Origin of the sequence: Leclercia sp. Marseille-Q4284 (assembly GCF_916618945.1) — a bacterium.
In the GTDB taxonomy this organism is placed as follows: Bacteria; Pseudomonadota; Gammaproteobacteria; order Enterobacterales; family Enterobacteriaceae; genus Enterobacter; species Enterobacter tamurae.
The window spans coordinates 2,996,854-3,017,908 of sequence record NZ_CAKAKG010000001.1; the positions used below are offsets into that span (position 1 = coordinate 2,996,854).

Here is a 21,055-nt window from a genome sequence, read left to right on the forward strand (position 1 = left end):
TTCTGGCTGCCCTGATTGTAGCGGTTATCTTCCTTCCCCTGAATGTTTATAATCCCGCTTACTTTTTTTTGCCACGGATCTGTTATGCGCATACTTCACACCTCGGACTGGCATCTGGGACAAAACTTTTACAGTAAAAGCCGCGCCGCCGAACATGAAGCCTTCCTCACCTGGCTGCTTGAGATGGCAGAATCCCACCAGGTGGACGCCATCCTCGTGGCCGGGGACATCTTCGACACCGGATCGCCGCCGAGCTATGCGCGAGAGCTGTATAACCGTTTCGTGGTCAACCTGCAGAAGACCGGCTGTCATCTGGTGATTGTTGCGGGCAATCATGATTCCGTGGCCACGCTGAATGAATCCCGTGAAATTCTGGCCTTTCTTAACACCACCGTGGTCGCCAGCGCCGGTCATGGGCCGCAGATCCTGCGCAAACGCGACGGGACGCCCGGCGCGGTACTGTGTCCGATCCCGTTCTTGCGCCCTCGCGACGTGATGAAAAGCCAGGCAGGCCTCTCGGGGATTCAGAAACAGCAGCAGCTGTTAGAGGCCATCACCCACTATTATGCCGATCAATATACCGCCGCCTGCCAGCTTCGCGGCGACAGCGTCCTGCCGATTATCGCCACCGGACATCTCACCACCGTCGGGGCCAGTAAAAGTGACGCGGTACGTGACATCTACATCGGGACGCTGGACGCCTTCCCGGCACAGCATTTCCCGGCGGCGGACTATATTGCGCTGGGCCATATTCACCGCGCCCAGAAGATTGGCGGCTGCGATCACATTCGCTACTGCGGCTCCCCTATTCCCCTCAGCTTTGATGAAACCGGCAAAAGCAAAAGCGTGCATCTGGTGAGTTTTGACCAGGGTAAGCTCAGCGCCGTCGACGCCCTGGAGGTGCCCATCACCCAACCGCTGGCGGTGCTGAAGGGCGATCTGGCGGCCATCGCCGCCCAGCTTGAGCAGTGGCGCGGCGTGGTGCAGACGCCTCCCGTCTGGCTGGATATCGAAATTGCCACCGAGGAGTACCTGCACGACATGCAGCGTAAGATTCAGCACCTGACGGAAGATCTGCCGGTAGAGGTGCTGCTGGTGCGGCGCAGCCGCGAGCTGCGCGAGAAGCTCCTCGCCAACAGCCTGCGTGAAACCCTCAGCGAGTTGCGGGTGGAGGAGGTGTTTGAGCGCCGCCTGGCGCAGGAGACCCTCGATGACGCCCGGCGGGCCCGGTTAAACGAGCTGTTCAGCCATGCGCTGCACGCGCTGGATAACGAGGAGGATAACGCATGAAAATTCTCAGCCTGCGTCTGAAAAACCTCAACTCGCTCAAGGGCGAATGGAAAATTGACTTTACCGCCGAGCCTTTTCTCAGCAATGGCCTGTTTGCCATCACCGGCCCCACCGGTGCCGGGAAAACCACCCTGCTGGATGCCATCTGCCTGGCGCTGTACCACGAGACGCCGCGCCTCAACACCGTCTCGCAATCGCAGAACGATCTGATGACCCGTGACACCGCTGAGTGTCTGGCGGAGGTGGAGTTTGAGGTGAAAGGCGTCGCCTACCGCGCCTTCTGGAGCCAGAACCGGGCGCGCAACCAGCCGGACGGCAACCTGCAGGTGCCGCGCGTGGAGCTGGCCCAGTGTGAAGACGGCAAAATCCTCGCGGATAAAGTGAAGGATAAACTGGAGCTTGTCGCCTCGCTGACCGGGCTGGACTATGACCGCTTTACCCGCTCGATGCTCCTCTCCCAGGGACAGTTTGCCGCCTTCCTCAACGCCCGGCCGAAAGAGCGTGCCGAACTGCTGGAAGAGCTGACCGGGACCGAAATTTACGGCCAGATCTCGGCGATGGTGTTTGAAAAACATAAAGCGGCGCGCAGCGAGCTGGAGAGGCGTGAAGCCCAGGCCGCCGGGGTGGTGTTACTCAGCGACGAGCAGCAGCAACAGCTCCAGCAAGGTTTGCAGGTACTTACTGACGAAGAACAACAGCTGCTGGCCCAACAGCAGGCCCAGCAGAAAGCGTTTAACTGGCTGACCCGCCACGATGAACTGCTGCGCGAGCAGCAGCGATCGATGGCCGCCCGGCAGCAGGCGCAGCAGGCCCTGACCGACGCCACCCCCGAGCTGGAAAAGCTGCATCTGGCCCAGCCCGCTGCCCTGCTGCGCCCGCAGTGGGAGCGGCAGCAGGAGCAGATCGCCCGCCTGGCGCAAGCGGAACAGCAGATACTGGATGTGAATACTCGCTTACAGTCCAGCGAGGCGCTGCGCGCGCGGATCCGCAACGGAGCGCTGCGCGTACAGGATCAATTGCAGACCGAATTCACCGCCCTGACGCAATGGCTGGCCGACCACGACCGCTTCCGCCAGTGGGGTCAGGAGATGGCGGGCTGGCGGGCGCACTTCACCCAGCTAAACCGGGATAAAACGCAGCTCGCGACGTTGACCCGGCGTATCGCGGAATTACGCCACAAGCTGGCAGGACTGCCGGAAAACACCCTGACGCTTACGGCAGAACAAGCTGCCGCCGAAATGGCGCAGCAAACTCAGGCCCGCGCGGCGCGCCAGCGTCTGACCACTCTCCATGCCCGCTATCAGCCCCTGCAAAAACGGCTCAGTCAGAATAATGAGAGCGTGCAAAAGGCGCAGGGCGATCTGGCAAAACTCAATGAAACGCTGACGCTGCGCCGCCAGCAGTACAAAGAGAAAAACCAGCACTATCTCGATCTAAAGGCCTTATGCGAGCAGGAAGAGAAGATCAAAAAGCTGGAGAGCTACCGGGCGGAACTGGAGGCCGGAAAGCCCTGCCTGCTCTGCGGCTCTACCGAGCACCCTGCCATTGCACAATACCAGGCGTTAGCGCTCACGGAAAACCAGCTTCGCCGGGAGGCGATGGAGAAAGAGGTCGCCACCCTTAAAGAGGAGGGCCTGCTGGTGCTGGGCCAGGTGAACGCCCTCACCACCCAGCTGCAGCGGGAAACAGACGAGGCGCAGACGCTGGTCCGGGACGCGCAGGCGCTCACTGAAGAGTGGCAGCAGGTTTGCGCCTCCCTGAGGGTGAACCTGAATATTCAGGATGATATCGCCCCCTGGCTGGATCAGCAGGAGCAGTACGAACAGCAGCTATACCAGCTTAGCCAGCGCCTGACGCTGCAAAGCCAGCTCAACGAAGAGGAAGCCCTGCAACAAAGCTATCTCCAGCAGCTGGCGGCAGCCCGCACCGCGATGGAGCAATCTCTTCAGGCGTTGTCGCTGGCGATGCCCGAAGACGGCGCAGAGCAGGCCTGGCTCGCGGAACGTGAACAAGCGTCGCAGCGCTGGCAGGCGCAGCAGTCACAGCATAGCGCCCTGCGGGACCGCATCACTGCCCTGACACCGCTGCTGGAGACCCTTCCGGCAACGGAGTCGACTGAAGCAGAAAGCGTTATCCCGGAAAACTGGCGCGAGATCCATACCGAGTGTGTGTCGCTGCACAGCCAGCTTGCCACCCTGCAACAGCAGCGCAAACTGGAGAGCGAACGCCTGCAGCATGCCGAAGCGCAGTTTGCCGCCGCGCTGGCCGCCAGCGTCTTTGCCGATCGCGAGGCGTTTCTCGCCGCCCTGCTGGATGACGATACCCTCCACAGCCTGGAGCAACAGAAGCAGACCCTGGAGAACCAGATCCAGCAGGCGACGGCGCTGCTCCAGCAGGCCGGTCAGCGGCTGAACGAGCATCTGGAACACCGCCCCGAAGGAGTGATCTCAGAAGCCCCGGTTCTTCAGGAGCAGCTACAGCAGCTCGCGCTCCGGCTTCGCGAAAACACCACCCGCCAGGGGGAGATCCGCCAGCAGCTCAAGCAGGACAGCGATAACCGCCTGCACCAGCAGGCGCTGATGCAGGAGATTGAGGCCGCAGCCCGGCTGGCAGATGACTGGGGGTATCTCAACGCGCTGATCGGTTCTAAAGAGGGCGATCGCTTCCGTAAGTTTGCCCAGGGCTTAACTCTCGACAACCTGGTGTGGCTCGCCAACCAGCAACTGACCCGCCTGCATGGTCGCTACCTGCTGCAACGCAAGGCCAGCGACGCGCTGGAGCTGGAGGTGATGGATACCTGGCAGGCGGATGCTGTGCGCGATACCCGTACTCTCTCCGGCGGGGAGAGCTTCCTCGTGAGTCTGGCGCTGGCGCTGGCGCTCTCCGACCTGGTGAGCCATAAAACGCAGATTGACTCGCTGTTCCTCGATGAGGGCTTTGGCACCCTCGACAGCGAGACGCTGGATACCGCCCTGGATGCGCTGGACGCGCTGAATGCCAGCGGCAAAACCATTGGCGTCATCAGCCACGTCGAGGCGATGAAAGAGCGCATTCCGGTGCAGATCAAGGTGAAGAAGATTAACGGGCTGGGGTACAGCAGGCTGGATAAGGTATTTGCGGTGGAATAAATGGGGATCGGTGCGGTCTGGTGCCCTCACCCTGGCCCTCTCCCACAGGGAGAGGGTACAAACATCAAAAACAGCAACTTGCGTTGCTGTTTTGCTTTTATTCTGGCCACAACCAGGCCGCGCCGCGTACGCCGCTGGAGTCGCCGTGCACCGCTTTGCGGATAGGGGTTTCGAATTCACCGCCAAATACCCACTGCTTCACCAGCTGCGGAACGGTGGTATACAGACGATCCACGTTGCTCATTCCGCCACCCAGCACGATCACGTCCGGGTCAAGGATATTCACCACGTGCGCCAGCGATTTGGCCAGCCGCATTTCGTAGCGGCTGAAGGCCAGCTCCGCGACGGCATCCTGCTCTTCCACCAGGCGCATGATCTCATTGCCTTTCAGCGGATGCCCGCTCAGACGGCGGTAATCGGTAGCGAAGCCGGTGCCGGAGATAAAGGTTTCGATACAGCCCTGTTTGCCACAGTAGCACGGCACTTCAGCGCGGTACTTCAACTCATCCTCATCCATCCACGGTAGCGGGTTGTGCCCCCACTCCCCTGCGGTGCCGTTGCCGCCGCTATGGGCGCGGCCGCCAAAGGCCACCCCTGCTCCGCAGCCGGTGCCAATAATCACCGCAAATACCGTCTGCGCACCCGCCGCTGCGCCATCAATAGCTTCCGACACCGCGAGGCAGTTGGCGTCGTTCGCGAGGCGCACCTCACGGTTCAGCCGCTGGCTTAAATCGCGGTCGAAGGGCTGGCCGTTAAGCCAGGTGGAATTAGCATTTTTCACCACCCCGGTATAGGGCGAAATCGAACCTGGAATGCCCATGCCCACCGTGCCCGTCTGGCCGGTGGCCTTTTCGGCCATCTCCACCAGGCTGGCGATAGTTTCGATGGTCTGCTGATAGTCGTCACGCGGGGTCGGCAGGCGATGGCGGAACAGCTGTTCCCCCTGCTCGCCAAGGGCAATGACTTCTGTTTTGGTGCCGCCGAGATCAATACCAATTCGCACAGGACGTTCCTCATTTTTTTGATTATCAACAGAGTAGAAGCCTGCTACCCGATTAGCAATGCAAGCGATGCGACAATTCGCTATCATGCCCGCTGAATTAAACGACAAGACCGTGGAAATTATCATGCTGTGGTTCAAAAATTTGATGGTTTACCGTCTCAGCCGCGACATCGAGCTGCGCGCCGACGAGATGGAAAAACAGTTAGACCTTTACGCATTTACCCCGTGTGGCAGCCAGGACATGGCGAAAACCGGATGGGTTCCGCCTATGGGATCACAAAGCGATGCGCTGACCCACACTACCAATGGTCAAATCATCATCTGTGCGCGTAAGGAAGAGAAGATCCTGCCGACGCCGGTGGTGAAACAGGCGCTGGAAGCCAAAATTTTCAAGCTTGAAGCCGAACAGGGCCGTAAGCTGAAAAAAACCGAAAAAGATTCGCTGAAAGATGAAGTTCTGCACTCGTTGCTGCCGCGTGCCTTTAGCCGCTTCAGCCAGACCATGATGTGGATCGACACGGTTAACGGCCTGATTATGGTCGACTGCGCCAGCGCCAAAAAAGCAGAAGATACGCTGGCGTTGCTGCGTAAAAGCCTCGGTTCGCTGCCGGTGGTGCCGCTGACGATGGAAAACCCGATCGAGCTGACCCTCACCGAGTGGGTGCGGGGCAACAGCGTTCCGCAGGGCTTCCAGCTGCTGGACGAAGCCGAACTGAAAGCGATCCTCGAAGACGGCGGCGTGATCCGTGCCAAGAAGCAGGAGCTGGTGAGCGACGAAATCGCAGTGCACATCGAAGCCGGCAAGCTGGTAACCAAGCTGGCGCTCGACTGGCAGCAGCGCATTCAGTTCATGATGTGTGACGATGGCTCGATCAAGCGACTGAAGTTCTCCGATGAGCTTCGCGATCAGAACGACGATATCGACCGGGACGACTATGCCCAGCGTTTTGATGCTGACTTCATTCTGATGACGGGTGAACTGGCGGCGTTGATTCAGAGCGTGGTGGAAGGATTAGGCGGCGAAGCACAGCGTTAATGCTTAATGCCAGGCTTTATGCCAGAAACAGGAGCCGGGTTAACCCGGCTCTTTTTTTTACAGGTAACGACACAGATAGGACGCAGGCTCAGCTACCTGCAGATGGAACTCGCTGTGGCCGGGTACGTTAAAAACATCGCCCGGGTTATACACTTTCCACTCCGTTTCCCCCGGCAATAACACTTTCAGTGAACCGCTGACCACGGTCATCTCTTCAGGCTGCGCGGTACCGAAGGCATACTCCCCTTCCGCCATCACGCCAACACTGGCACGGCCAGTAATGCTGCTGGTAAAACCAATGGACTTCACTTTACCGGAAAAGTATTCATTACTCTGAAGCATGGACTGGTCCTTATTGTCATTGGATGTGAATCCAATATAGGGGGGACGCTCCATGCCTGTCACGCAAAATCATCAGACCAGCAATTCCGAGGCCAGCCGGGCTACCAGCACGTTTGACAGCAGCACCGGCACATCCAGCGTTTTTTGCAGTAAATCGCGGTGGCGTTGATGGAAACCGAGGCAGTCGAGCATCAGAACGTCCGCGCCGCGCTCCAGCAGATCGCGTCCGGCGTCGATCAGTTTCGCTTCGCTGTCCCAGAACGGATTCGCCACGGAAAGCAGCGGCGTTTTGACCAGCCCGCGCCACTTGTGCGACTGGTTCTCCAGCAGTTCAGGGATCGGCACGATCACCCCCACCTGATGGCTGTCGACAATCGATCCGACCAGCGGCGGGATGATCCGCATCGGCTCCAGCAGGATCGCCTTACGGGCAACGAGCCCGGTGATGGGCGCGGTACTCATCAGCAGGATGACTTCATAGTCCTGGTTATCGAGCACTTCGATAACGCTTTGCAGGGCGCGCTCGATCTTTGGCTGCGAGACATTGCCCAGCTCGCCGTCGCTGAGCAGGGTTGGCAGCAGCGCCTCCCCCGGTTCAGGGGCGTAGTCTTCCATGACCTCTTCCCGGCTCAGCGTACCGAGCAGACTGTGATGCGTGATCTGTTGTTCAGAGATATGCTCCGTTAAGAGCGGGAGTACTGCGCTTACCGGGACTACCCCAATGGTGAGGATCGCCAACGTCGCTTTCATTGTTCTCGCCTTTCTTTACTACCACTACCGTGATCGGGACACAGAGACAGGCTCGCTTCGCTGTACAGTGCGCTGTTCAGAAAAAGTGCTGAAAAGCGTAGCAGTTGATTAACGAGCCGGAATGTAAAGATCCGCGAGCCTGACAGGATGTGTCTGTTAAGCCAGTACATTACCCTCCGTTTAAAGTTATCGCTTTTTAAATAGTGTGATTAGGGTACTGTTTTTTCCGCTTTCAGAATTTGATCAGGCTTTATCGGGATCTTCATAACGCTTTTTGGCATCCTGCGCTTCCAGCTCCGTTTCGTGCTCGCTGATCAGCGAATCGGGTTTCGGGTGGTCGGCGCGCAGCTGATACCAGGTGACAGTCTGGCCCGTCGCACCTTTTTCAACGGCAACAATACGGGCTTCACGCGGATAGGGAGGTCTGGTTGGCATAGTTCATCCTTTTTTTTAAGTGGCTGAACTATCAGTATAGACATCAGTTAGCTGGCGCATGCCAGATGCAGTGCGGTTACGATATTTTGCACCACCTGAGCCGGTGGCAGAGAAGCATCCACCACGTGGTGAGCCGCTTCGCGATAGAGGGCGTCGCGCTCGGCCAGCACTGCGCTCACCTCTTCGCTGATGGGCTTGCCGGTCAGGGTCGGGCGCTGGCCCTCTTCCGGGAAGGCTTCAAGGCGTTCGACCAGCACAGGTACCGGGGCGCAAAGGTAAATCACCGTCCCCTTTTCGCGCATAAACTGCCGGTTATAAGCCGATAAAATAATGCCGCCGCCGGTGGCAATGATGCCGGAACCCGCCGTCACCGCCTCGAGAGTGGCCGTCTCGCGGGCGCGGAAGCTCTCCCACCCTTCCTGCTCTACGATCTCAGCAATGCTCTTACCGGCATGGGTCTGCAACCAGTGATCGGTGTCAACAAATTCGCTCTGGCACAGACGCGCCAGTTCCAGGCCGACGGTGGTTTTTCCACAGCCGCGGGGGCCAATTAAAAAAATAGGCTGGGTCATAACCAGGTGTTCCCCTTAAGGCCGCAGGCATGCGGTGGGTGAAGTCGAAAAGAGTGCCATGATACCATTAAGCTAGTACATAAGTAATCGTAAAAAATTTATTACATCAGGCGTGGCGTTAATATGCCATTTCAGTCAATGCCAGAAATATCAGGGGATATCCTGTAAAGAAATGATTGCACTTAACGGTGCGCTCACCTTACCTGAACCCACCCGCCGTTGACAACCCCGGAACGGGGTAATAGTGGCCGAATCATATGTCACAGTGATGATTAACCCTGGCGGCGTTTCACTTCCAGCAGCCATTTATCGAGTTCGGCAGCAAACACTTGTCTGTCGCGCTGGGACAAACTGTCCGGCCCACCGGTCTGGACGCCGCTGGCGCGCAGCGTATCCATAAAATCGCGCATCGTCAGCTTTTCGCGGATGGTGGCCGGGGAGTAACGCTCCCCGCGCGGATTCAGCGCCGCTGCCCCTTTCTCCAGCACTTCTGCCGCCAGCGGGATATCGGCGGTGATCACCAGGTCCCCGGGGCTGCACTGGCGCACGATTTCGTTATCGGCCACGTCAAAACCGGCCGGCACGCGCAGGGTGCGTATAAAGCGGGACGGCGGCACGCGCAGGGTCTGATTCGCCACCAGCGTCATCGGCATCTGCACGCGCTCGGCGGCACGAAACAGGATCTCTTTAATGACATTCGGACACGCATCGGCATCCACCCAAATCGCCATCTTCTCTCTCCGGCATATAATGCTGCGTGATAAAACCTGATAGGCTAAAGTTCCACAATCATAACAAAGTTTAAGAGGGAGACGTGATGGAGAAGAAAATCGGTTTTATCGGCTGCGGTAACATGGGCAAAGCCATTCTCGGCGGTCTGATCGCCAGCGGCCAGGTGCTGCCTGGCCAGATCTGGGTCTATACCCCGTCGCCTGACAAGGTTGCCGCTCTGCACGATCGGTATGGCGTCAACGCCGCGCAAAGCGCCCAGGAAGTGGCGCAGGTGGCCGATATCGTCTTCGGCGCGGTGAAGCCGAACATGATGGTGAAAGTCCTGAGCGACGTCACCTCCAGCCTGAATAAAGATACGCTGGTGGTCTCTATCGCCGCGGGCGTTACCCTCGACCAGCTGGCGCGCGCCCTGGGACATGACCGTAAAATTGTCCGCGCGATGCCTAACACGCCGTCGCTGGTCAACGCAGGCATGACCTCCATCACCCCTAACGCGCTGGTGACCGCTGAAGAAGTGGCCGATGTGATCAATATTTTCCGCTGCTTCGGGGAAGCCGAAGTGATTGCCGAGGCGATGATCCACCCGGTGGTCGGGGTCAGCGGTTCGGCGCCTGCCTACGTCTTTATGTTTATTGAAGCGATGGCCGATGCGGCCGTTCTGGGGGGAATGCCCCGTGCGCAGGCCTATAAATTTGCCGCACAGGCGGTGATGGGGTCAGCCAAAATGGTACTCGAAACCGGCAAGCATCCGGGCGAGCTGAAAGATATGGTCTGTTCCCCGGGCGGCACTACCATCGAAGCGGTGCGGGTGCTGGAGGAGCGCGGCTTCCGTGCTGCCGTCATTGAAGCCATGACGAAGTGCATGGAAAAATCAGAGCTGCTAAGTAAGTCCTGACCGACTGCCGGGCGTCAGGCGGCCACTTCGGTGCGGTTACGTCCGGCATTTTTCGCTTTGTAGAGCGCGATATCCGCCGCTTTAAGCCACTCCTGATAATGCACCATCGACGTCGTGAGCGGCGCTACGCCGACGCTGATGGAGATCTTTACGTGCGGCGGCCCCGGCAGTTGTAAATCTGCCAGCCGCTCATGTACCCGCGACATCGCCGCAATGGCGCTCTCCGCCGTCGTCCCGCTCATGATTACCGCGAACTCATCCCCGCCAAAACGGCCAATAATATCGCTGGCGCGTAACGTGAGCTGCAGCTGACGGGTGACGGCGACAATCGCCTGATCGCCCACATCATGGCCCCAGCTGTCATTAATCCTCTTGAAGTGATCGATATCGATCAGCAGGAGCGTGGCGCTACGCTGGTAGCGGCGACAATTTTCATACTCCGTGCGCAGCAACACTTCCCAGTGGCGACGGTTAAAGACCCCCGTCATGCCGTCCAGCGTACTCATCAACTCAAGCCGGCGCTTATGCTCCACCAGACGGCTTGTCGTATGGAAGCTCACCCAGGCAAATAGCATCGGGTAACAGACGATCACCGGCAGCGCGAGCCCGATTTCCAGCGGCGTGCTGGCATATTCCGGCGTGACGTGCGTAAGCTGCAGGGAGACCAGCGCGGCCAGCGCGGTCATTATCACTCCAGGTCCGTACAGCCGAATGCCACCCACGCCAATCAGGTTCATGCTCATCATCATCACCAGCGCCGCGCTGGGCATGGCGTTAACCCCCATCACCCCAATCCAGACCCCGGCCATAATGGCGTCGACCTTGAGGTTAAACATCTCACCGTTCCAGGGATTGGTCGAACGCGCTGCTAATTGCCAGGCCAGATGGGGCCAGACAAACGCCCAGCCAACCAACAGCAGCCACCAGACACCGTTGACTGGCTGCGCAACCAGCACGCTGGCAATCGGGAAAAAGAGAATGGCCAGACCCGCTGTACGCGGCCAGCGCAACTGACGCGCCAGGCGGAGACCCGAGCGGTGATGCTCATCCGCCGAATATGCCTGACCGATTCCTTCCCGGGAAAAGATTTTGCTGTAAAAGTTTTCATCATTCATGGTTTTTGGGAACACTCAAAAGCATTTTCCCAAATTATAGAAAGGCTTACTTTAGGCTAAGTATGATATTTCGGGTGAGCGTCCGGGCTCGCTCACCCGTTTGAACTAGCCGGTTTTCTTCAGACAGGCGCTCATAAACTTATTTCGATCGTCGCCTTTGAGGGATTGTTGGGTCGCCTGGCTATTACATTCGCGCATCTTTTGTTGCTGAGGATTCAGGCTTTTTTCGCCCGGTTTCGAGGAGGCGTTTTTCAGGCAGTCGCTCATGTAAGTCTTGCGGGAATCGCCCTTCAGAGCCTGGGCGGTCGCCTGTTGATTGCAGGTGGTCATTCGTTGCTGCTGCGGGGTGAGCTGTTTATCCTGTGCCCCTACCGGGGTAAGAGAAAACAGGCCGACAAGCAGGGTAACCAGCAGGGTGATTTTCATAGCACTATCCTTCTGTGGATGATCACAGTAAGTCTGGTTCGTGCTGCTGAAAAAACCACCCGTCAGGTGTTTTTTTCCTGCCGGTCAGCGGCAGGCTGGGTGATATCACCCTGGGCGGCACGATTATCCAGAACTCTGGTCGATGCCACAGTTTCAGCATAAATCGCAGGGGTAAATAACAGGGGAAGTAATGCAATATAACGTGCGCTCTGTTTCACTTATTTTCTTCATGGAGAAATAGATAAAAAATAAAACAGAGCGACTATAGGCAACCGATATGGCGGGTCTATGACACAAACTTATGTCATATGACCGTTCAGCTGCGCGGGTGCCGTAACAGCTTTTTTACGTATTGCTGCAGCATTTCGCTGTCCTGGGCCGATACCTGCGTAGCCGGTCGGGCCTCATCCAGCGCGCCTTCCACGCTGTCGATCAGCGCCTGCTGCTCACTTTTCGCCATCTGGCGTAACAAGGCAGTCACCACAATTTCCAGGGCTTCGACCTGGGCCACCAGCTCTTTCGACTCTTCTTCCTTTTGGGCAAGCTTCAGCAACAACTCAGCAATGAGATTTTTCACAGCGCTATTTCCTTATCACGTTTTTTCCGACGTTATCATTATGCCAGAGGCTTGCAAAGTAGTTAAAAGTACTATTTTTAGCCAAACGCCACACGCCTCATAAATTAATCTGGCTGGCTGCGGGGAAAGTGGGACTTAAATTAAATTCAAACTGAGTTCACAATGCAAAATAAAAGCAGAACCGCCATTTCAAATAAAGGATAATGACAGCCCGGCTTAACTCTATTCTACAGCAGCGCTACAACCTTTTACTCGCACGCGTCCGGGTTTCCTGCTGGCGTCGACGACGCATGGCCCATGCCAGCTGGATTATATTGAGCAATACCACCACCGCGGTGGCGGCAAACACCCAGCGGAATCCGGCCATCGCAGAGACCGCCGCCCCCATCAGCGGACCGGCGACATTCCCCAGATACATAAACGACTGGTTATAGCCGAAGATCCGCCCGGTCACCCGATCGCTGGAGTACTTAATCAGCAGCGTTTGCACCGCAGGCAGCATGGCGCCATCGGCAAAGCCCAGCAGGAAGCGCAGCACCCCGAGCTGGAAGGGGGTGGTGACAAAGGACATGGCGAAGAAGAGCACCACCGCCACGATAAGCGTCGCCATCAGAATGCGGCCGGTGCCGATGCGATCCCCCAGCTTACCGAGACGCGGGGCAGACATCAGCGCCGAGACGCCCGGCACGGCGGCAATCATCCCGCTCAGGAAGGCGATATTGGTGCTCTCCGGTGCCATCGACTGGATAAAGAGCGCGAGGATCGGCCCTACCGAACCGTTGCAGAGCTGGATCACCATGGTGGTGATAAACAGGCTGATCATCAGCCATGGATAAGGTAGCGAGGCAAAGACCGCCTTACCGCTGAGGCGCTCCGCCTTGCTCACGCTCGGACGCGCCCCCTCTTTAATCAGAAACAGCGTCACCAGAAAACTGATCACCAGCAGGACGGCGGTGATGAGGAACACCGCTCGCAGACCGACGTGGTCAGCGAGAAAACCGCCCATCAGTGGCCCGCCAATCACACCGCTGATCTGCGCCGTCGACAGCGTGCTGATGGCCCAACCGCTGCGGTCCCGGGGTACCTGGGATGCCACCAGCGCCATGGCGTTTGGAATATAGCCGGAAGTCAGCCCCATCAGCGCACGCAGCAGAAACAGCTGCCAGACGTTGGTGGCAAAGGCCTGGAGCAGGATCGCAATTGCCATTCCCAGGGAGGCGCGCAGCAGCATCAGCTTGCGCCCTTTACGATCGGCAAGGCTGCCCCACATCGGCGAGACGATAGCGGAAACCAGAAAAGTGACGCTGAAGGTCAGGCCTGACCACATCGATAAGGCCTCGTGGGACGAGACGCCAAGCTGGGACACGTACAGCGGCAAAAAGGGTAAAATCTGGCTGATGGCAAGGCCGGTGAAAAAACATCCAAACCAGACCGAAATGAGGTTAACTTTCCAGGATTCCATAGGCGGATACTGTCTACATTTTGCGTGAATTCACTATCAGATTAGCAAGTTACACTGCGCCGAAAGTTGTCAGGGATGCGCCAGCCGTGACTTCGGTGTTTTATCTTCCCAGTCATCATATCTGTGAAACATGTCACATATTTTGGCCTTTTGTCTGGTGATTTATGCTTTGCGGGCAGTAGCCAAATCCCCGCATCCCCAGATGAAAATGGTTGGCGTGGGCGGCATTGTAGTCCGGCCCGAGGGCATTACCGAAATAGCCGCAGCTGGCACCCAGCAGCGCCCGCAGCCACGGCCCGGAAGCGTCATTTTTCCAGCCGCGCAGAACCGAGATCCGCTGGCCGTTCTCCAGCGTAAAGCCGCTGATATCCAGCGCCTGGGCGGTAGCATGTTCGCTGCGCCGGGCATTGGGCCGATGATAGATATTCCGGCAGGCAAAGCTGCCGAGATGATCAATGCGCGACAGGCTGCTGCCCATCATGGTTTGGGTCAGGGGCCGGGCCTGCTGATTGACGAACAGCGCCGAGCTGAGTGCCAGCGGGCAGCTGGCGAGGAAACTGCTGCTGAGACTGACCTGGCCGAAACTGCGCACGCGCACCACATCACTCAGCGGGCACTCCCCGGTGCTATCGGCCACCGTCTGGGTGCGGATCAGCTGGCGCGCATTGGCCTGCGCCAGCAGGATTTCACAATGCTCAGGGGTCAGGCGACGCAGCTTAAACTGGGTCAGAGTGCCGGGGGGATCGTCGAGGGAAAGCGGTGCAAAGGGGTTGTAATACGACGGCAGCCAACGGTAGCCCGCGATGGCCGTAGCAATGACTGCAATACAGATAATCAGGCTTTTCCCTTTCACTCATCCTCCTGAAACAATGTGCCAAAACATTATGGCAGAAGGCGGCGAATCCCGCCGGGCATCGTGATATGGTAAGCGTTTTGAGTCAGAGTGGATGAGCGAAGTGATGGCGAAGTTGCGGGTAGGTATTGTCTTTGGGGGAAAATCAGCCGAGCACGAAGTGTCGCTGCAATCGGCCAAAAATATCGTTAACGCGATTGATAAGAGCCGCTTTGAGGTCGTGCTGTTAGGGATCGATAAACAGGGCCAGTGGCACATTAACGACGAGCAGGGCTATCTGCTCAATGCCGACGATCCGGCGCGCATTGCGCTGAACCCGTCTGAGATTAGCGTTGCCACCGTACCGGGGGTAATGCAGGGCCAGCTGATCAATGCCAGCACCGGACAGACGCTTTCGCACCTCGACGTCATTTTTCCGATCGTCCACGGCACGCTGGGCGAAGATGGCTCCCTGCAGGGGATGCTGCGGATGGCTAACCTGCCGTTCGTCGGCTCCGACGTCCTCGGTTCCGCCGCCTGCATGGATAAGGACGTGACCAAACGCCTGCTGCGCGATGCCGGGCTGAACGTGGCACCTTTTGTCACCCTCACCCGTGCCAACCGCGACCAGCATACCTTTGCCGATCTCAGCGCCCGCTTCGGCCTGCCGCTGTTCGTTAAACCGGCAAACCAGGGCTCCTCCGTTGGCGTCAGCAAAGTAAACAGCGAAGCGCAGTTCAGCGAGGCGGTGCGTCTGGCCTTCACCTTCGATCATAAAGTAGTGGTGGAACAGGGAATTAAAGGCCGTGAGATCGAGTGCGCGGTATTGGGGAATGATTTCCCGCAGGCCAGCACCTGTGGCGAAGTGGTCCTGAACAGCGAGTTCTACTCTTACGACACCAAATACATCGACGACCAGGGCGCGCAGGTTGTGGTGCCTGCCGTGCTGGATGCTAAGGTTAATGACGCGATCCGCGCCATTGCCATCGAAGCGTATCAGGCGCTGGGCTGTCGCGGCATGGCGCGTGTTGATGTCTTCTTAACGGCGGATAATCGCGTTGTTATCAATGAAATCAACACCCTGCCAGGCTTCACCAACATCAGCATGTACCCGAAACTGTGGCAGGCCAGCGGCCTCAGCTATCCGGATCTGATCACTCGTCTGATTGAACTGGCGCTGGAGCGACATGCCGCTGACAGCGCGCTTCAGATTTCGGTAACAGGTTAATCCGCCTCGTTTGCCGTCGTCTCTTCCGGGCGACGGCGAATGATAAACCCAGCCAGCCAGAAACTGACAACCCAGGTCACCAGCCCTACCGCATAGGTTTGCCAGCCCTTCGCTTCAAAGCCCAGCAGCCCCACCACCCCATTCAGAATAAAGATAAGCCCAATAGCAAAGGCGTAGAAATGCCAGTCACGGCGGATTTTGGCAGGCAGTTTCATGGTCGCTCCAGAAGAAAAAATCTATCCTCGCACAGTTTTGTCGTCAGGTCTGTGGCGCATGCGGAAAATCTGAAATGAGAGTGAATTTCACTTAAGTAAAAAATCTGTGATGTGCGGCAAAATTCGCACATCCAGGAGAATTCTCCAGGCCAAATTACCATCATTCCGATATTGACATCTGCCATGTGCTGTCAAACTCAACGTGTACAACAGGCATTTAGCCAGACAGAACATACCGGAGGTAGTTATGGCAGACTTTACTATGTCGAAGCCGATTTTCAGCACCAGACAACCTAAGACCTCCACGGCAGGAAATATCGCTTACGCTCTGTTTGTGCTGTTCTGCTTCTGGGCAGGCTCACAGCTGCTGAACATCCTGGTGCATGCGCCCGGCGTGTATGAACACCTGATGCAGGTCGAAGATTCCGGGCGGCCGCGCGTGGAAATTGGGCTGGGCGTCGGAACCGTCTTCGGGCTGATCCCGTTCCTGGTGGGGCTGGTGGTATTGGGCGCCGTTGCGCTGGTCGTACGCTGGCGCCGCTACCGTTAATTCAAGGCCATGCACTTCGCCCGGCGATCGTCTACGCGCTGGGCAAACCAGGCGGTAGTCAGATTGCGGGTGATTTTCGGGCTCTCAAGCTGGATCCCTGGCAGCATCGCTTTCGGTAATGTCTTACCGCTCTTCTGCTCCGCCAGTTTATACACCTGCTGATAGAGTTCGGTTTTCTCAAACGCCAGACTGTCGCCTTTCCCCAGCTGCTGGCGGATCTCGCTATCGCTCATGTCCAGCTTGCCTTTCAGCTTACGCACCGCCAGCTCTGTCTTCCCTGCCTCGCTACTGCCATAGGCAATCAGATCCCCGTCCAGCGCCAGCTTCACGCCACTGGCGCGGCTGACCGCATTCTGGAATGCTGCATTGCGGCTGGCGTACCAGCCAGCGTTGAAATCAGCAAAGCGGTAGAGCGGCACATCGTAGTTGGCGGGATAGTTCAGCAGATGGTAGGTGCCGAACCACAGCCCGCCGCGCAGGGAGAAGACCTCCTGACGCACCGTATTCTCGATTTTCCACGGATAGCCGTCGGTATGCTTTTCCGCGAAGGCGATACTGACCTGCATCGGCCCGCCGGTATGCACCGGATTCAGGGAGCCAAACAGGGTCTGGCCCATCGGCACCGTCCCGATCATATCGTCGAAGATGGCGCTGAGCTGTTTCTCGGTTTTCACCGTATCCAGCCGCTCGCTATAGCTTTTCCCGTTCGGCGAGGTGATTTTCAGCGCCGTGTGGACCAGAAACGCCGGAATGTGCAGCTTTTCTGCCCGACGGTCGATCTCTTTCCAGGCGATCTTATTCAGCCCCGGCACCGCCGGATCGGACTGATACAGCGACTCCTGCTGCGCCACCGCCAGTACTGAGCAGATATTCTCCTCGGTAGGGGCGATCTTCTGGCTTTCGAAGGTTTTCGCCAGCGCCGAAGCCCACTGATCCCGGTCTTTCACCGAGGCAGGCATTTTTTGCCGCACGACGCTTGCCACATCGACGGGCTTTTCGCCCTTTTTCAGTGGCGCAGCCCCCTTCTCTGCACACCCGGCTAACACCAGGGCGGCAAGCAACGACAACGGTAACGCACGCGGTACGGTAAAAGACATAACGACTCCCTGTATTAGCTCAACGTATGGGTCACTTCCTGTAGATCCTGACCATCCAGCTCATGTTCGAAACTGCGTAAACGTTTATAGATGGACATCAGTTCCACCAGCGTAGTCCAGGAGTTGATCAGGTACTGGAACGAACCGCGTACCCGGTCAAAAACGTTGGTGATTTGGGTCATCAGACCGAGCGTAATCGTACCGGCCACAATCGAGGGGAACAGCAGGATTATGCCGAAAACGTTATCCGCCTGCAGATAAAGGATGCGGGCGATATTGAAGTACATGTAGTGGAAATAGAGGCGGAAATAGTTGCGACGCACCGCGCCGAACAGCTCGCGTACCGTCGGCGGCGAGGCGCGGCTGGCATCGTCTTCGCCATAGACCAGCTCTTTACGGTAAGCCGCCTCAACGCGCTGGTTTTTAAACTCCAGCCCCGGCAGCTTGATCCCCACCACTGCCAGCAAACCGGTGCCCATTACCGACCAGACAATAGCAGCGATCACCAGGCCGTACGGCAGATGACCGACGACCGGCAGCTCCGGCACGTGCGCCGACAGTGTTACCAGCACCGGCAGGAAGGCGATCAGCGTCATGACGGCGTTGAGGAAACTCACCCCCATATTCTCCAGGGTAGAGGCGAAACGCATGGTGTCTTCCTGCACACGCTGGGCCGCCCCTTCGATATGGCGCAGCTGCTGCCAGTGCGCCATATAGTATTCGTTCATCGCGGTACGCCAGCGGAACACATAGTGGCTGACAAAGAAGTTATTCAACACGCCAATAACAACGGCGATCAGGGCGATGCCGAGGAACGCGCCCACTTCATGATAAAACTGGTTGAGGGTGACTTTATGCGGCGCGCTGAGGGCGGTCTGGATCAGGTCATAGAAAGGGGCATACCAGGCGTTGATCGCCACCCCCACTTCCACCAGAAACCAGGTGACGAACACGATCAGCGAGGTGCCGAGAATAGACCAGTACTGCCAGCGGTGCGGCGACCAGATAAACCAGAACAGGGCAAACGCCCCGACGCAGAGGGCGTAATACGCATAGAAAAGCAGATTGCCCGGCGACCAGAAACGCGCCGCGCTAATGGGTACATCGCCCGTGATGCTGAACAGGCGCTCTAACCAGGCACCACCACCGGCCTGCCAGAAAATGACAGCGATCAGAGCCCAAATAAAGGCCGAGAGAAAAAAGGGTCCCGGTTTTGGGAAAAACGACTTAAACATAACGCTTCCTTCTTGTAGTTATCGCTACTGCTGTGGACGACGGATTATCAGACCTGCCGGCCCGATTTTAGTTCGTCGTCAACCGCCACCTGAGCGGAAAAGTAAGTGAACCTGACAGGTATCATAAGCGCAATGTCACAAAACATGAGATCGCTAATAACGAAATTGTTTGTATTTACCCATGGTTACGTTTTTCACGCTATCGTTATGCTGTTCAGGCCTTTGCAATACGCCGTTTAGTAGTATAAATACGCATACTTTTTTCATTCACTTCATGGATGCTTTCGTTGAAACGTAGTCTGTTACTCTCCGCCGTGCTGTATACGGCCAGCCTCACCTGCGTGCAGGCTGCCCCTGCCCAGCCGATTGCCGATCCGGCTTTCGCCTCCGATGTGGTCGATCGCTATGCGAACCTGATTTTTTACGGCAGCGGCGCAACGGGGATGGCCCTGGTGGCGATTGACGGCAATCAGCGTGTATTTCGCAGCTTTGGCGAAACGCGTCCAGGAAACAACGTTCACCCGCAGCTGGATTCGGTGGTGCGCATTGCCTCCCTGACCAAATTAATGACCAGTGAAATGCTGGTGAAACTGCTCGATCAGGGCGTGGTGAAGCTGAACGATCCGTTAAGCAAATATGCCCCGCCGGGGGCACGGGTGCCGACTTACCAGGGCGCGCCGATTACCCTCGTCAACCTGGCGACCCATACCAGCGCCCTGCCACGCGAACAGCCGGGCGGCGCCGCGCATCGTCCGGTATTTGTCTGGCCGACCCGGGATCAACGCTGGAACTGGTTATCCACCGCTACCCTGAAATCATCGCCGGGCTCGCAGGCCGCCTACTCAAACCTGGCCTTTGATCTGCTGGCCGATGCGCTGGGCACCGCGGCGGGCAAACCCTATGCCCAGCTGTTCGACGAGCAAATCGCCCGTCCGCTGGGGATGAAAGACACCACCTTTACCCCCTCCCCCGATCAGTGCAAGCGTCTGATGGTGGCGGAGAAAGGAGCCAGCCCGTGTAACAACACCCTGGCAGCGGTGGGCAGCGGCGGAGTTTACTCCACCCCGGGCGACATGATGCGCTGGATGCAGCAGTTCCTCTCTTCTGATTTCTATGCGCGTAGCAATCAGGCCGACAGAATGCAGACGCTGATTTATCAGCGCAGCCAGTTAACGCGGGTGATTGGCATGGATGTGCCAGGCCGCGCGGATGCGCTGGGCCTCGGCTGGGTCTATATGGCACCGAAAAATGGTCGTCCGGGCATTATCCAGAAAACCGGCGGTGGCGGTGGATTCATTACCTATATGGCGATGATCCCGCAGTCTAACGTGGGCGTATTCGTGGTCGTGACGCGCTCGCCGCTCACGCGTTTCGTCAATATGAGCGACGGCGTCAACCAGCTGGTGGTTGAACTGAGCGAGAACAAGCCGCGGGCGATCCCCGCGTCCTTAGACTAATATTCAGCGGGCAAATGGTTGACCCTAATCAGTTTGCCCCTTTCCATAATGATGTAGTTTCCCTGCCGTAACGCCGCCAGCACCTCTGCCACCACCGAACGTGAAATGCGCGTGCGCCGCTGAATGTAGCTCATCACCCCCACCCGCATCCGTAAGGATTCATCCCACTGGGCCATATCCAGCAGCGTGGCGCGGATCTGGCTGTAGGAGTTATTGCCCACCAGCTGCTTATCGCGGATCTCCATCACCCGGTGGTGCCAGGAGAGCCAGCAGAACGCATCAGACCATAAACCGGCCTGTTGGATCAGATGGCGGGCGCCAGAGGCGGGGAGGTAGAACCCGGAACAGGGGGATTGTGTTACCAGCAGGTACTCTGTGCTGCAGCCCATCATGCCGGCGTTGATCCCGAAGATGTAGGGTGCGGCGACAATCTCAACCAGCAGGTCATCCTGCTGTCGGTGAATACTGAGCGATCCTGACTGCAGTACGACCGCGTAGTACTCTTCTTCATTGCGCTCCGCAAACACCGGAAGCTGGGCAGAGAGTTTGAACGGCGTGCTGTGCGCAGAGAGGCACTTTTCGAGCCGGGAGAATTCAGAAATGGGTTTTGCATACCGGTTCATGCAGATCTCGAGTCATCTTAACTGACGCAAAAAAAGCGGGGAGATAATCCTCCCC

At 57.6% G+C, this 21,055-nt stretch carries 22 protein-coding genes and 1 pseudogene; 7 read left to right on the plus strand and 16 right to left on the minus strand.

Annotated elements, in window-relative coordinates:
* Positions 1 to 84: 84 nt before the first annotated feature.
* On the plus strand, positions 85 to 1,290 hold the full coding sequence (gene sbcD, locus LG383_RS14160) for an exonuclease subunit SbcD (protein WP_225759416.1): 1,206 nt from the start codon (positions 85 to 87) through the stop codon (positions 1,288 to 1,290).
* A complete protein-coding gene (sbcC, locus tag LG383_RS14165; RefSeq protein WP_225759417.1) occupies positions 1,287 to 4,418 on the plus strand; it encodes an exonuclease subunit SbcC in 3,132 nt (1,043 codons plus the stop codon). The genes sbcD and sbcC overlap by 4 nt, the downstream gene beginning before the upstream one ends.
* Positions 4,419 to 4,515: 97 nt before the next feature.
* On the opposite strand, the gene mak is transcribed toward sbcC, so the two are convergent.
* Positions 4,516 to 5,421, minus strand: coding sequence for a fructokinase (gene mak / locus LG383_RS14170; protein WP_166181695.1), 906 nt, complete (start codon positions 5,419 to 5,421; stop codon positions 4,516 to 4,518).
* A 124-nt stretch (positions 5,422 to 5,545) separates the two neighbouring features.
* On the opposite strand from mak, the gene rdgC reads away from it, so the two are divergent.
* Positions 5,546 to 6,457 carry a recombination-associated protein RdgC gene (gene rdgC, locus LG383_RS14175; RefSeq protein WP_106992793.1) on the plus strand — a complete coding sequence of 304 codons (912 nt, stop codon included), beginning with the start codon at positions 5,546 to 5,548 and terminating at the stop codon, positions 6,455 to 6,457.
* 57 nt (positions 6,458 to 6,514) lie between these two features.
* Here rdgC and ppnP read toward each other — a convergent pair whose 3' ends face one another.
* The 5 genes from ppnP to LG383_RS14200 form a co-directional block, all read right to left on the minus strand.
* Entirely contained in the window at positions 6,515 to 6,799 is a 285-nt protein-coding gene (ppnP, locus tag LG383_RS14180; RefSeq protein WP_106992107.1) for a pyrimidine/purine nucleoside phosphorylase, read from the minus strand.
* Positions 6,800 to 6,871: 72 nt separating this feature from the next.
* Positions 6,872 to 7,549 (minus strand): AroM family protein, encoded by a 678-nt coding sequence (locus LG383_RS14185; protein WP_106992106.1) that lies wholly within the window; start codon positions 7,547 to 7,549, stop codon positions 6,872 to 6,874.
* A 243-nt stretch (positions 7,550 to 7,792) separates the two neighbouring features.
* Positions 7,793 to 7,984 carry a protein YaiA gene (yaiA, locus tag LG383_RS14190; RefSeq protein WP_106992105.1) on the minus strand — a complete coding sequence of 64 codons (192 nt, stop codon included), beginning with the start codon at positions 7,982 to 7,984 and terminating at the stop codon, positions 7,793 to 7,795.
* A gap of 47 nt (positions 7,985 to 8,031) precedes the next feature.
* The gene (aroL, locus tag LG383_RS14195; RefSeq protein ID WP_225759418.1) at positions 8,032 to 8,556 is read right to left on the minus strand and encodes a shikimate kinase AroL; all 525 of its coding nucleotides are present in this window, start codon (positions 8,554 to 8,556) and stop codon (positions 8,032 to 8,034) included.
* Positions 8,557 to 8,828: 272 nt separating this feature from the next.
* A complete protein-coding gene (locus tag LG383_RS14200) occupies positions 8,829 to 9,287 on the minus strand; it encodes a YaiI/YqxD family protein (protein WP_106992103.1) in 459 nt (152 codons plus the stop codon).
* 86 nt (positions 9,288 to 9,373) lie between these two features.
* Between LG383_RS14200 and proC the strand changes: the two genes are divergently transcribed.
* Positions 9,374 to 10,183, plus strand: a complete 810-nt coding sequence (gene proC / locus LG383_RS14205) for a pyrroline-5-carboxylate reductase (protein ID WP_225759419.1) — start codon at positions 9,374 to 9,376, stop codon at positions 10,181 to 10,183.
* Between the two features lie 14 nt (positions 10,184 to 10,197).
* Here proC and adrA read toward each other — a convergent pair whose 3' ends face one another.
* The 6 genes and pseudogenes from adrA to LG383_RS14235 form a co-directional block, all read right to left on the minus strand.
* Positions 10,198 to 11,313 carry a diguanylate cyclase AdrA gene (adrA, locus tag LG383_RS14210; protein ID WP_225759420.1) on the minus strand — a complete coding sequence of 372 codons (1,116 nt, stop codon included), beginning with the start codon at positions 11,311 to 11,313 and terminating at the stop codon, positions 10,198 to 10,200.
* Between the two features lie 90 nt (positions 11,314 to 11,403).
* Positions 11,404 to 11,724 carry a phosphate starvation-inducible protein PsiF gene (gene psiF, locus LG383_RS14215; protein ID WP_106992101.1) on the minus strand — a complete coding sequence of 107 codons (321 nt, stop codon included), beginning with the start codon at positions 11,722 to 11,724 and terminating at the stop codon, positions 11,404 to 11,406.
* A 77-nt stretch (positions 11,725 to 11,801) separates the two neighbouring features.
* A pseudogene (locus tag LG383_RS14220) lies at positions 11,802 to 11,942 on the minus strand (hypothetical protein); the annotation flags it as partial.
* A gap of 98 nt (positions 11,943 to 12,040) precedes the next feature.
* Positions 12,041 to 12,301, minus strand: coding sequence for an anti-adapter protein IraP (iraP, locus tag LG383_RS14225; RefSeq protein WP_106992100.1), 261 nt, complete (start codon positions 12,299 to 12,301; stop codon positions 12,041 to 12,043).
* 238 nt (positions 12,302 to 12,539) lie between these two features.
* The gene (locus LG383_RS14230; RefSeq protein ID WP_225759421.1) at positions 12,540 to 13,763 is read right to left on the minus strand and encodes a multidrug efflux MFS transporter; all 1,224 of its coding nucleotides are present in this window, start codon (positions 13,761 to 13,763) and stop codon (positions 12,540 to 12,542) included.
* A 133-nt stretch (positions 13,764 to 13,896) separates the two neighbouring features.
* On the minus strand, positions 13,897 to 14,616 hold the full coding sequence (locus LG383_RS14235) for an extensin family protein (protein WP_225759422.1): 720 nt from the start codon (positions 14,614 to 14,616) through the stop codon (positions 13,897 to 13,899).
* A gap of 106 nt (positions 14,617 to 14,722) precedes the next feature.
* Here LG383_RS14235 and ddlA point away from each other — a divergent pair, with 106 nt between their 5' ends.
* The gene (gene ddlA, locus LG383_RS14240) at positions 14,723 to 15,823 is read left to right on the plus strand and encodes a D-alanine--D-alanine ligase (RefSeq protein ID WP_225759540.1); all 1,101 of its coding nucleotides are present in this window, start codon (positions 14,723 to 14,725) and stop codon (positions 15,821 to 15,823) included.
* Here the strand turns inward: ddlA and LG383_RS14245 are convergent.
* A complete protein-coding gene (locus LG383_RS14245) occupies positions 15,820 to 16,038 on the minus strand; it encodes a DUF2754 domain-containing protein (protein WP_106992097.1) in 219 nt (72 codons plus the stop codon). The two genes, ddlA and LG383_RS14245, sit on opposite strands and share 4 nt — an antisense overlap.
* Positions 16,039 to 16,285: 247 nt before the next feature.
* Between LG383_RS14245 and LG383_RS14250 the strand changes: the two genes are divergently transcribed.
* Entirely contained in the window at positions 16,286 to 16,588 is a 303-nt protein-coding gene (locus LG383_RS14250; protein WP_106992096.1) for a DUF2755 family protein, read from the plus strand.
* Here the strand turns inward: LG383_RS14250 and LG383_RS14255 are convergent.
* Both LG383_RS14255 and sbmA read right to left on the minus strand, forming a co-directional pair.
* The gene (locus LG383_RS14255) at positions 16,585 to 17,685 is read right to left on the minus strand and encodes a DUF1615 domain-containing protein (protein WP_106992095.1); all 1,101 of its coding nucleotides are present in this window, start codon (positions 17,683 to 17,685) and stop codon (positions 16,585 to 16,587) included. The two genes, LG383_RS14250 and LG383_RS14255, sit on opposite strands and share 4 nt — an antisense overlap.
* Positions 17,686 to 17,699: 14 nt before the next feature.
* Positions 17,700 to 18,920, minus strand: coding sequence for a peptide antibiotic transporter SbmA (sbmA, locus tag LG383_RS14260; protein ID WP_106992094.1), 1,221 nt, complete (start codon positions 18,918 to 18,920; stop codon positions 17,700 to 17,702).
* Between the two features lie 287 nt (positions 18,921 to 19,207).
* Here sbmA and ampH point away from each other — a divergent pair, with 287 nt between their 5' ends.
* A complete protein-coding gene (ampH, locus tag LG383_RS14265; RefSeq protein WP_106992093.1) occupies positions 19,208 to 20,377 on the plus strand; it encodes a D-alanyl-D-alanine-carboxypeptidase/endopeptidase AmpH in 1,170 nt (389 codons plus the stop codon).
* Here ampH and LG383_RS14270 read toward each other — a convergent pair.
* Positions 20,374 to 21,000: a helix-turn-helix domain-containing protein gene (locus LG383_RS14270; protein WP_106992092.1), complete on the minus strand. Its 627-nt coding sequence runs from the start codon at positions 20,998 to 21,000 to the stop codon at positions 20,374 to 20,376. The genes ampH and LG383_RS14270 overlap by 4 nt on opposite strands.
* Between the last annotated feature and the right edge of the window lie 55 nt (positions 21,001 to 21,055).

What these genes read in the sequence shown, in the direction of transcription:
- sbcD (WP_225759416.1), top strand. Translation starts at nt 85, where the DNA reads ATGCGCATACTTCACACCTCGGACTGGCATCTGGGACAAAACTTTTAC.
- sbcC (WP_225759417.1), top strand. Translation starts at nt 1,287, where the DNA reads ATGAAAATTCTCAGCCTGCGTCTGAAAAACCTCAACTCGCTCAAGGGC.
- rdgC (WP_106992793.1), top strand. Translation starts at nt 5,546, where the DNA reads ATGCTGTGGTTCAAAAATTTGATGGTTTACCGTCTCAGCCGCGACATC.
- ppnP (WP_106992107.1), bottom strand. Translation starts at nt 6,799, where the DNA reads ATGCTTCAGAGTAATGAATACTTTTCCGGTAAAGTGAAGTCCATTGGT.
- LG383_RS14185 (WP_106992106.1), bottom strand. Translation starts at nt 7,549, where the DNA reads ATGAAAGCGACGTTGGCGATCCTCACCATTGGGGTAGTCCCGGTAAGC.
- yaiA (WP_106992105.1), bottom strand. Translation starts at nt 7,984, where the DNA reads ATGCCAACCAGACCTCCCTATCCGCGTGAAGCCCGTATTGTTGCCGTT.
- aroL (WP_225759418.1), bottom strand. Translation starts at nt 8,556, where the DNA reads ATGACCCAGCCTATTTTTTTAATTGGCCCCCGCGGCTGTGGAAAAACC.
- LG383_RS14200 (WP_106992103.1), bottom strand. Translation starts at nt 9,287, where the DNA reads ATGGCGATTTGGGTGGATGCCGATGCGTGTCCGAATGTCATTAAAGAG.
- proC (WP_225759419.1), top strand. Translation starts at nt 9,374, where the DNA reads ATGGAGAAGAAAATCGGTTTTATCGGCTGCGGTAACATGGGCAAAGCC.
- psiF (WP_106992101.1), bottom strand. Translation starts at nt 11,724, where the DNA reads ATGAAAATCACCCTGCTGGTTACCCTGCTTGTCGGCCTGTTTTCTCTT.
- LG383_RS14230 (WP_225759421.1), bottom strand. Translation starts at nt 13,763, where the DNA reads ATGGAATCCTGGAAAGTTAACCTCATTTCGGTCTGGTTTGGATGTTTT.
- ddlA (WP_225759540.1), top strand. Translation starts at nt 14,723, where the DNA reads ATGGCGAAGTTGCGGGTAGGTATTGTCTTTGGGGGAAAATCAGCCGAG.
- LG383_RS14245 (WP_106992097.1), bottom strand. Translation starts at nt 16,038, where the DNA reads ATGAAACTGCCTGCCAAAATCCGCCGTGACTGGCATTTCTACGCCTTT.
- LG383_RS14250 (WP_106992096.1), top strand. Translation starts at nt 16,286, where the DNA reads ATGGCAGACTTTACTATGTCGAAGCCGATTTTCAGCACCAGACAACCT.
- LG383_RS14255 (WP_106992095.1), bottom strand. Translation starts at nt 17,685, where the DNA reads ATGTCTTTTACCGTACCGCGTGCGTTACCGTTGTCGTTGCTTGCCGCC.
- sbmA (WP_106992094.1), bottom strand. Translation starts at nt 18,920, where the DNA reads ATGTTTAAGTCGTTTTTCCCAAAACCGGGACCCTTTTTTCTCTCGGCC.
- LG383_RS14270 (WP_106992092.1), bottom strand. Translation starts at nt 21,000, where the DNA reads ATGAACCGGTATGCAAAACCCATTTCTGAATTCTCCCGGCTCGAAAAG.